Origin of the sequence: Microcystis sp. M169S2, from assembly GCF_020245865.1 — a bacterium.
GTDB lineage: Bacteria > Cyanobacteriota > Cyanobacteriia > Cyanobacteriales > Microcystaceae > Microcystis > Microcystis ichthyoblabe_A.
The window spans coordinates 24,055-33,631 of sequence record NZ_JADBUB010000175.1; the positions used below are offsets into that span (position 1 = coordinate 24,055).

The window sequence follows — 9,577 nt, forward strand, 5'->3', positions numbered from 1 at the left end:
CGATTTTTCGGGATGAGATGGCTAGTTTTTCTTGATCGAACAGTCTCCACTCGATCGCCGACTATTTTTATTGTAGATATTTTTGGACCACATCCCATCCTGTTAGGGTAACAAAAAGAAAACCCAGAAACAATAAAAGATTAGTGCCGATGTGGAGAGACCGCGCTAGAGGTGGACGAGTTGTAATGTTCAGTCCGGTAATTGCCGAAACAAAAACCAGAAAAACCACCGATAAACCCGCTATCAGGTGGGAAGAGTGGCCTAAACTGCCATAATGACCGATTGTTCCCACTAATCCGATTCCCAGCAGAATTAAGACCAAAGCAACCATGATCAGGCCGCTGAGGAGATGAAAGGGTCTTAACCATTTCGGTCGAGATTGGCCCGCAAGTCGTCGATAACCCATGTTTACCCCCGAAACTGCCAGTAAAAAATAGGCAAAGAGGGTAAATCCCATCGACCAAGCGGCAATTTTCCATAACCAGAGAAAGGAGGGGAGATTCATAGGGGTGGGATTATTGTTAGCAAGGAAAGGGACGACCGATCGTGTTAATTTAAGTTTACTGGACAAAAATCAGCAAGTTAGGGCTAATATGTCTCATCTCACCATCGACACGGAAAATAATCAGCGTCAACCCTTTGAATTACCGGGGGCTAAACCCCATTATAACCCCGATCGACCCGGACAAGTTAATCATATTTTTCTCGATTTAATTATTGATATTCCCCAACAAAGTTTTCAGGGCAGCTGTCAGATTACCCTCACTCCCATTCGTCAGGGAATTAGCAGTTTAATCCTGGATGCGGTGGATTTAAATATTAATTCTGTGTTCATTGAAGGTATCAGTCAACCCTTTGACTATGATCGTTCTCTCCTGACTATTCATCTGCTACAACCCACCACCGATAAACCGATTATCCTGACGATTAACTATCAGGTTAAGCAACCACAACGGGGATTATATTTTATCGCCCCCGACGAATATTATCCCGATAAACCGATTCAAGTTTGGACCCAGGGAGAAGATGAAGATTCTCGCTTTTGGTTTCCCTGTTTTGACTACCCCGGTCAATTAACTACCTCCGAAATTCGGGTTAAAATTCCCCAACCCTATATCGCTATTTCTAACGGGGAATTAATCTTGGTGGAACCCGTTGGTGAAGACAGAATTTATCACTGGTCACAAAAGCAAATTCATCCTACCTATTTAATGACTCTTGCGGTGGGAGATTTTGCCGAATTATGCGACTCATGGAATGGTGTTCCTGTCACTTATTATGTGGAAAAAGGACGGGAAGAGGAGGGACAAAGAAGTATGGGTAAAACTCCCCGCATGATCGAGTTTTTTAGCCAAAAGTTTGGTTATCCCTATCCCTATCCTAAATACGCGCAAGTTTGTGTAGATGATTTTATCTTTGGTGGGATGGAAAATACTTCCACCACAATTTTAACCGATCGCTGTTTAATTGATCAAAGAGCCAGCATCGATCATACTTGGACAGAAAGCTTAGTTGCCCATGAATTAGCTCATCAATGGTTCGGTGATTTAGTGGTGATTAAACACTGGTCTCACGCTTGGATTAAAGAGGGAATGGCTTCCTATTCTGAGGTTTTATGGACAGAATCGGAATACGGAAAAGCTGCTGCTAGTTATTATTTATTAGGGGAAGCAAGAAGTTATTTAGAAGAAGATGCTTCCCGCTATCGTCGTCCCATTGTTACTCATGTTTATCGAGAAGCGATCGAACTTTATGATCGTCATCTCTACGAAAAAGGTGCTTGTGTTTATCACATGATCCGCTCTATTTTAGGGGAAGATTTATTCGCAAAAGCGATTCATACTTTTGTGCGGGATAATGCCCATAAAACCGTAGAAACCGTGGACTTATTACGGGCGATCGAAAAAGCGACTGGCTACAATTTATTATTCCTCTTTGATCAGTACGTTTATCGCGGTGGTCATCCCGATTATAAGGTCGCTTACAGTTGGGACAATGAGAATAATTTAGCCCAATTAACTGTCACCCAAACTCAGGATGAAAAGGAACTATTCGACTTGAAAATTCCCGTCGCTTTTGCCTATCTCAACTCTGAAGACCTTACCTACAATCTGCGGATTCACCAAAAAGAACAAACTTTCTATTTTCCCCTAGCACAAAAGCCCGATTTTGTCAAGTTTGATCGGGGTAATAATTTCCTCAAAACCGTCACTCTTGAGTATCCCATCGGCGAATTAAAAGCGCAATTACAACAGGATCCCGATCCGATTTCCCGTATCTATGCAGCCATAGCCATTGCTAAAAAAGGCGGTTTAGAAGCGATCGAAGCTTTAGGGATATCCCTAGAAAATGAGCCTTTTTGGGGTGTGCGTGTGGAGGTGGCCAAACAGTTAGCGACTCTTGGTTTAGATCAGGCGGTTACTGCTTTAATTAAAGGTTTAAACGATGAAAAAGCACAGGTCCGTCGGGCAATTGTCGAGGGATTAAGTGAAATTAAAACCTTAGATAGTTATAATGCGCTTAAATCCCTACTAGAAGCTGGAGATGCTAGTTATTATGTGGAAGCGGCCGCGGCGCGAGGATTAGGCTCCATGGCCGTGGGACAATTGCAAAATAAAGAAGGGGAAATTATTGACCTGCTGAATCATATTTTACAGTTAAGAAAGGGGTGGAATGAGGTAGTAAGAGCGGGCGCAATTGGCGGTTTAAGCCAGTTAAAAACCTCGTCGGCGGCTTTGGAGTCAATTTTGACCTACACGGCTTTAGGCACACCTCAACCCCTGAGATTAGCAGCTATCCGCGCCCTGGGAGCGATTTCTTCCGGACAAACCACCGACAAATTAACCGTAATTTTGGAACGTTTAGAAACTATTGCCAAGGAAACTTTTTTCTTGACGCAGGTGGCAGTGTGTAACGCTTTAGGACAGATAGAAAATGCCAAAGCTATCGCTATTTTACAAGCTTTGAGCGATCGAACTCCCGATGGTCGCGTCCGTCGTGTAGCGGAGGAAGCAGTACAAAAAGTCCAGAAAAAATTAGGTTCCGACAAAGCAATTCAGGAAATTCGCGAGGAATTAGAAAAAATGAAACAGGAAAATCAGGAACTTAAAAGTCGTTTGACGAAATTAGAGGCGAAAAATAGTTAGTTAACCTGAGTGATCAGTTATCAGTCAATATCAATACTTATCAGTCAGTGCAACAGAAAGCTGGTTTCTGGTAAATATCTAAATTAAAGCTCAGATTTTTTGTTAAGAAACCCGCTTTCTCCGAGCTTGTTGAGTGAGAACAGAGTAGCTCGATCGATACATCCGAACAACAAAAAAGCACCCCTTTTCGAGGATGCCCTTTTATCTAATGATTTAGACGCTAACTGATTGAAATGCCCAAAAATAGGGAGTTTATGGACTTTCCCATCAAAGTCAGGTTGATGATTGAAGTTGGAAATCGCCATCATGTTATATAAGCAACAGGATTAACGATAATTGCTATTATGAGTCTTTTTTGGCTTGCTTCTTATTTAATTTTCCCGTGAAGAAAGCACCGAATCCGAGTAATCCTAAACCCAATAAATTGGACGGTTCAGGAACACTTACAGTAATAGGGTTTTGGGTGACTGTTACTGTTCCAGGAGCAGTAAATGTTAACCCCGTCACAAAAGCAGTAGGATTAGTTGGATCGAGCATTTCCGCAGGATCGATATCACTGATGCGAAAATCACTAAAGCCAAGGGGATTAACACCCAACAAGTTGAAAGTTGTTCCCGCAACTAGGGGATAATTGCCAAATCCGGGTAATTCTAGGATAAAGTTACTGTCGCCTTGGGGGAGAGCATTAGGGATTAAAACCGAGGCGAATAAGGGTCCGCCTGTCACTGCGTAATCGCATCCTACCGACACAATCGGATCGAAAAAGATGGGGTCAATTATACCCAATCCATTATCACCGACGGGAACACCAGGAAAGGTAAAACCATCGGGATTGTTCGGATCTGGGGTGGGGAATAGAGGACTATCGGGAGTTGTACCAATGATTGAACCAGTGGTGAAAGTTCCTGTAGTTTGGGTGAAAAAACCCAAGAATGATTCTGCTCCATTAAAACCAGTATCAAAAAGCAGCTCACTTTCTACATATTCCAATTCAAACTCATAGCTAGTGTTGGGAGCAAGGGTGTTAGCGGGTAAGAGGAGACTGGTATCAGTAGGATTCAGAGAAACGTCAAAAACAGTTCCTCCCAACGTGGATAAGATGCTGAAATTTTTGGAAATGTCTGGGAATAAGGAAGTCCCATTGAAGCTAATAGTAAAGGGTTGACTCGGATCAAAACCTTGAAGGTCATTGAAGGTTGTTCCCGTCAAGAAAGGAACATCATTGACAAATGCTCTCGGTGGGACGGTTGGCAAAACCGCCGCTTGAGTACCCAAACTTCCGCCAACAATGGTATATATGTACTGAGTGCCATCGGGAAACACCGCTTCCAGTGCCTCTAGAGTAGGATAGGTAAGACTGTTTGCGGCAACAAACTCGTCTCCAAAAGGAAACAGAATATCCAAAGGGATAGAGGACTCAGTGCCATTGTAAAAAACAAAAGCACTCGTTAGGGCCGCCTCGTCAGTGTAGTTGATACTGGGGAAAAACGTAAAAGAGCCACTATTGGGTTGAGCGTTGCTAGTTTGAGTATAATCAGCGAACTGACTAAGATTAAAGCCTGTTATGGCCGCTTGACTAGGGGTAGAGGCGGCGGCTTGTGCCGGGAAAGCCACCCCAATCGCCCCCAATCCGATCCCTAAGCTGATACAATTAGCTAGTATCTTGTTCATAACCTGATAAGACTCCAAAAAACTGAGTGATTCTTACAATCTAGATGTTCACTTTGGTTTTGTCTGTGGGAATTTGTGGCCATTTTGGATTTTCTGATACAATAATTTTTGTGGGATAAAGTGGGATTTAGTGACAAAAAGGAGGGCAAGGCTCATGAAACAAGGCTAAATTTTCGTTAATAAGGCAAGAGAACAGGCAAAAGTTTTCGCTTGTTTTTCCAACTTTAACAATATCTAATGTAAAGGACAAATTACTAAATTAAGAGGTTAATCAGTAAAAAAAGGCAAAAAATGGAAGAACTATTAGAGTTAAAAAATCTATTACTAGCTGGCAATATTCCCGATGCCTTAATCTTGGTAGAGGAAATGACAGAAATGAGCAAAGATGATAAGCTCAATAAGATTTTTAGCTTTAGTATTATTGTTCTATTACATCTGATTAAACGGCAAGCAGAAAAACGCAGTACCCGCTCATGGGAAACCTCTATTTCTAATTCTGTTCGACAGATTCAACGCATTAATCAACGACGTAAAACTGGAGGAAATTATCTAACAATAGAAGAATTAAAAGAAACCTTAGATGATGCTTATTCTTCCGCTTTAAGACAAGGGGCATTAGAAGCTTTTGAAGGTATATATAAACCCGAAGAAATTGAGGCTATGATCGATAAAAATAAAATTATTAATCAAGCATTGGAATTAATATTAATCGATTAAGTAACAGGTGACAGTCGGAAACAAATCAGGAGGTTTAAATGTCAGAAACAGTCGCTTAAAGATTAGCAGCCTATTTAAAAACCTTAACAGAGGAAAATTAATGATTAACTTAGAACAAATTCAACAAGATATTAACCAATTACCTGAAGAAGCACAAAACTTACTGATTGATTTTATTGAGTTATTAAAAAAACGCTATTCTTTAGCAAAAAAGCCAGAGATTGCAGCAAAAATAAACCCTGAAGCTCAAAGTACCCTAGACATTTTAAAAGAATCTGGATTAATCGGTTGTATTAGTGCAGAATCCGACCTTTCTACTAATTATAAATCCGTTCTCAAAGAAGGATTAAAAGCTAAATATGATCATCGTTGATACTGGGTTCTGGGTGGCTTTATTTAACAATAAAGATCAATATCATCTAATAGCACAGCAAACCTTAGCACAGTATTCTTCTCAACCTCTAATTACAACTTGGTGTGTTTTAACAGAAAGTTGTCATCTTCTTTTACAACGTTCTCCAAATCTCTATACAGGAGTTGAAAAACAAATAAAATTAATGAACGTATTTGAGAGACATCCCCAAAAATTTCTATTATTTCACCTTGAAAATACTCATCTAGAAAGAATTCAAGACCTTATGAAACAATATCAAAGTCTGCCAATGGACTTAGCGGATGCCTCCCTAGTTATCTTAGCAGAAGAGTTAGGAAATGGACTTATCTTATCAATTGATAATCGAGATTTTAATACCTATCGCTGGAAAAATAAAAAACCCTTTATTAATCTTTTCTCAAATTTCTAGTTAATCAGTAGTCCGTAGAGTGTAGGGTGCGTTAGGCGGCTATCAATTTAGTCAAAAAACCAAAATTAATAATTCGCCGTAACGCACCACCTCTATTATTAAATTGGTGCGTTACGCTATTGAAGAGCGCACCCTACGAGTAATATGACTACAAGCTTTACTTTCTAAGGCGAATTTGGTATGACAGTTTGCCCTTCCCGACTTTATGGGGTAAAATGTTCGTAGGCAATACATTGATCTCTTGCAAAAGTAAAGTAAAATGATTATCAGTCTGATAAAAAAACAAGAAAACTAAAATATGTTCCCTGATCCCAACCAGCAATACAAATGTTCTATAGCTTACTTATATGGATATTCAAACCCTTTTAGAATGGACTGATAAACAGGTATTAGACAAAACCGGTAAACATCTTGATTCATTGCAAGAATCCATCTTACAGGGTATTTGGGAACATCAAGATTATGAAAAAATTGCCGAAAATAATCAGCGCAGTTATGACCATATAAAAAAAGAAGCATGGAAATTGTGGCAACTGTTATCAGATGTTTTTGAAGAAGATATAAAAAAGTCTAATGTTCGTTCTATTTTAGAAAATAAAGCTTCATCTATTATTTATCACTTTGTTAACTCTCCTAACAGTAATAACATTAGTAACAGTCGCGTTAATATCTGTAGAGAAAATAATCCCTATTCAGAAAACAACTTAAAAAAGTCTTCAAATTTTCCAGATAATGATCATCAATCCCCCATAATTGACTTAACAAAAGCCCCTGAATTAAGGTATAACTATGGACGTAAGTTAGAAATATCAACCTTAAAAGAATGGCTAGATAATAAAACTCGATTAATTACTATTTATGGGTTAACTGGAATCGGAAAAACAGCTTTAACCCTTAAATTAATTTCAGAAATTGCCCCACAATTTGATTATATTATTTACCGCAGTCTGGAAAATATTCCTCAATTAATCGCTCTCAAAGATGATCTAAAACAGTTTTTCAGCCAATCTCTATCAACCCCCTTACCTGATATAATAGATTATCTAAGCTCCTATCGTTGTTTAATTATTCTTGATGATGTGCAGAATATTTTTAAACCGGGGGAATTAGCAGGTAAATATTTAAACGACTGTCAGGATTATCATAAATTTTTTCAGCAAATTGCTACCACATCTCATCAAAGTTGTTTGATTTTAATTAGTTGGGAACTTCCCAGAGATTTTGTTACCTTAAAATCCGATAAAATTAAAACTTTATACTTGCAAGGTTTAACAACAGAATTTGAAGAAATATTCAAAGAATACGGTTTAAAAAGTGAGGAGAAATGGACAGAACTGAGGGAAGTTTATCAAGGTCATCCTAACTGGTTAAATATCATCTCCTCAACCCTTATTGAACTATTTGATGGAGAAGTATCCTTATTTTTAGAACAAATGAACAATGAAATTTATTTGGGGGATATGGAAGACTCGATCGAATGTCATTTACAGCGTTTATCCGCAACAGAAAAAAAGGTGATACACTGGTTAGCTAATCAAACTGAAGCGGTAGAAAAGTTTCCCAAAACTGCTAATCTTGACCTTTCTCAATCTGAATTTTGGGCAGCTATTCAGTCATTAATGAGACGCTGTTTACTGGATAAATTACCATCAGAAACCTCGTCCTATTTTCCTATTAATCCTGTCTTTAAATCTTATCTTAAAAAAAATCCTAACGATTAGGAAAAATTTATCTTATTATAAATATATGTGTACCGCAACGCAGAAACCCGCAGGATCGCTTTCCAGTCTATACTATTTTCTATACACCTGATCGTGACTACCAATATCAATTAACAAGATGATAACTTCTAAATATTCTCCATCTTCCGAAAAACTAAAAATAATTCGACAATCGTAAGCTACAGTACAAGACCATAACCCTTCTAAATTACCACTTAACTTATGGGTTTTTAAAGACAGTGTAAATGGGTCTTCTGCCAGTTTTCTAAGTACATCGAAAATTTTAGGTTTTAACTGGGGATTTTTCTTGATTAGCTTCTTAAACGAACGCTTAAACCCATCACTCCATATTAGATCCATTGTTAATCCTCATTCAAATCAGCAATCAAATCTTCTACGGTTCCCCTTCTGGCCGTTCCAGTAGCGATCGCCTCTTTCAATTCCTTAAAATTAGCTAAAATTTCTCTTTCTCTTGCTTTGGCTCTATATTGACACAAAATCTCTAACAATGACTCCTGTTCATCCTCTGATAAATTCTCAAAAGATTTGATCATTTCTGGCAAAGTCATCATTTTACCTCTTAACTCTCGATAAAAACCTGGGATCTCTTATTCTTTGTGTGATCAGTTTAACTTACATAGGAGCGATCAATCTTTGTGTCCTTTGTGTCTTTGTGGTTTGCTCCACTCGCTCGTCACCAGGACTGTATCTTAGAATACATTTTACCCACCAAACCTAAGAGAGCCAAATAATCCGACAATCATAACCACAAGAACAAGCTTTAAGTCCCGATAATTCCCCTTTTAATGAATGAGTTCCCAAGTTCAAAAAATAAATATCTTCCCTCATTTGTGCCAATGTTTTCTCAATCGCTTTCTGTCGCTGAGGATTTCTGAGAACAAACTTACGGAAAGTCCGCTTAAATTTAGGCGTTAAAACCAGTTCTCTCATAATATCTATTCTAAAGTTTCTCTCAATTCTCTCAGAACAATTTCTAGGGGTTGAGGTTTAAATTCTCTTTGATGAAAAGCATTAATTGACTCCCTAGCATCCCTAGCAATTTCTTGACGACGAATATCAAGTAAACGATTTTGTAAAATTTCTAATAACATTTCCTGTTGTTCTAAAGATAGTTGCTCAACAGTATTTAAAGCTTGTTCTAAACTGATCATAATTTAACCTCAAAAAACCACCTTATATTCTAACAACAAAAAAGCACCCCCTCGCGGGAGTGCCTTTTTATTCAGACTAGGAATTAACCATTGATAGCAGGAGCAGTCAGAGCTACGGGAGCCTGTTCACCACTAGCTAAGTCTAAGGGGAAGTTGTGAGCATTGCGCTCGTGCATTACTTCCATACCGATACCAGCGCGGTTCAGCACATCAGCCCAAGTACCGATTACACGACCTTGAGAATCGAGAATCGACTGGTTGAAGTTGAAACCGTTGAGGTTGAACGCCATGGTGCTAACACCCATTGCCGTAAACCAGATACCGATTACCGGCCAAGCACCTAAGAA

Annotated in this window: 11 protein-coding genes and 1 pseudogene; 5 read left to right on the top strand and 7 right to left on the bottom strand. The window is 38.8% G+C overall.

From position 1 onward, the window contains the following. Positions 1–67 precede the first annotated feature (67 nt). A complete protein-coding gene (locus tag IM485_RS16965; RefSeq protein WP_016514615.1) occupies positions 68–505 on the bottom strand; it encodes a DUF4079 domain-containing protein in 438 nt (145 codons plus the stop codon). 4 nt (positions 506–509) lie between these two features. On the opposite strand from IM485_RS16965, the gene IM485_RS16970 reads away from it, so the two are divergent. Next, positions 510–3,146: a M1 family metallopeptidase gene (locus IM485_RS16970; protein WP_104395853.1), complete on the top strand. Its 2,637-nt coding sequence runs from the start codon at positions 510–512 to the stop codon at positions 3,144–3,146. 342 nt (positions 3,147–3,488) lie between these two features. Here IM485_RS16970 and IM485_RS16975 read toward each other — a convergent pair whose 3' ends face one another. Next, complete coding sequence (locus IM485_RS16975; RefSeq protein WP_287744519.1) at positions 3,489–4,817, bottom strand: PEP-CTERM sorting domain-containing protein; 1,329 nt, start codon at positions 4,815–4,817, stop codon at positions 3,489–3,491. A 291-nt stretch (positions 4,818–5,108) separates the two neighbouring features. Here IM485_RS16975 and IM485_RS16980 point away from each other — a divergent pair, with 291 nt between their 5' ends. From IM485_RS16980 to IM485_RS16995, 4 genes are all read left to right on the top strand, one after another. Then, a complete protein-coding gene (locus tag IM485_RS16980) occupies positions 5,109–5,534 on the top strand; it encodes a DUF29 family protein (RefSeq protein WP_287744521.1) in 426 nt (141 codons plus the stop codon). A gap of 100 nt (positions 5,535–5,634) precedes the next feature. Further along, the gene (locus IM485_RS16985) at positions 5,635–5,907 is read left to right on the top strand and encodes a hypothetical protein (RefSeq protein WP_002761103.1); all 273 of its coding nucleotides are present in this window, start codon (positions 5,635–5,637) and stop codon (positions 5,905–5,907) included. Next, a complete protein-coding gene (locus IM485_RS16990) occupies positions 5,894–6,337 on the top strand; it encodes a type II toxin-antitoxin system VapC family toxin (protein ID WP_002770545.1) in 444 nt (147 codons plus the stop codon). Before IM485_RS16985 ends, IM485_RS16990 begins: the two co-directional genes overlap by 14 nt. A 347-nt stretch (positions 6,338–6,684) precedes the next feature. Further along, the gene (locus IM485_RS16995; protein WP_287744525.1) at positions 6,685–8,058 is read left to right on the top strand and encodes a helix-turn-helix domain-containing protein; all 1,374 of its coding nucleotides are present in this window, start codon (positions 6,685–6,687) and stop codon (positions 8,056–8,058) included. Between the two features lie 72 nt (positions 8,059–8,130). Here the strand turns inward: IM485_RS16995 and IM485_RS17000 are convergent, their stop codons facing one another. From IM485_RS17000 to IM485_RS17020, 5 genes and pseudogenes are all read right to left on the bottom strand, one after another. Then, entirely contained in the window at positions 8,131–8,418 is a 288-nt protein-coding gene (locus IM485_RS17000; protein ID WP_147074144.1) for a type II toxin-antitoxin system RelE/ParE family toxin, read from the bottom strand. Positions 8,419–8,420: 2 nt separating this feature from the next. Next, complete coding sequence (locus tag IM485_RS17005; RefSeq protein ID WP_190381541.1) at positions 8,421–8,627, bottom strand: hypothetical protein; 207 nt, start codon at positions 8,625–8,627, stop codon at positions 8,421–8,423. A gap of 175 nt (positions 8,628–8,802) precedes the next feature. After that, positions 8,803–9,009, bottom strand: a pseudogene (locus IM485_RS17010) (type II toxin-antitoxin system RelE/ParE family toxin); the annotation flags it as partial. Positions 9,010–9,014: 5 nt separating this feature from the next. Further along, positions 9,015–9,230, bottom strand: a complete 216-nt coding sequence (locus tag IM485_RS17015; protein ID WP_002799384.1) for a hypothetical protein — start codon at positions 9,228–9,230, stop codon at positions 9,015–9,017. A gap of 83 nt (positions 9,231–9,313) precedes the next feature. Next, the coding region (locus IM485_RS17020; protein ID WP_287744532.1) for a photosynthetic reaction center family protein at positions 9,314–9,577 on the bottom strand (264 nt) is incomplete at its 5' end.

Coding starts and splice junctions, on each gene's coding strand:
- IM485_RS16980 (WP_287744521.1), top strand. CDS start 5,109: ATGGAAGAACTATTAGAGTTAAAAAATCTATTACTAGCTGGCAATATT.
- IM485_RS17015 (WP_002799384.1), bottom strand. CDS start 9,230: ATGATCAGTTTAGAACAAGCTTTAAATACTGTTGAGCAACTATCTTTA.
- IM485_RS16965 (WP_016514615.1), bottom strand. CDS start 505: ATGAATCTCCCCTCCTTTCTCTGGTTATGGAAAATTGCCGCTTGGTCG.
- IM485_RS16995 (WP_287744525.1), top strand. CDS start 6,685: ATGGATATTCAAACCCTTTTAGAATGGACTGATAAACAGGTATTAGAC.
- IM485_RS16985 (WP_002761103.1), top strand. CDS start 5,635: ATGATTAACTTAGAACAAATTCAACAAGATATTAACCAATTACCTGAA.
- IM485_RS17000 (WP_147074144.1), bottom strand. CDS start 8,418: ATGGATCTAATATGGAGTGATGGGTTTAAGCGTTCGTTTAAGAAGCTA.
- IM485_RS17005 (WP_190381541.1), bottom strand. CDS start 8,627: ATGACTTTGCCAGAAATGATCAAATCTTTTGAGAATTTATCAGAGGAT.
- IM485_RS16990 (WP_002770545.1), top strand. CDS start 5,894: ATGATCATCGTTGATACTGGGTTCTGGGTGGCTTTATTTAACAATAAA.
- IM485_RS16975 (WP_287744519.1), bottom strand. CDS start 4,817: ATGAACAAGATACTAGCTAATTGTATCAGCTTAGGGATCGGATTGGGG.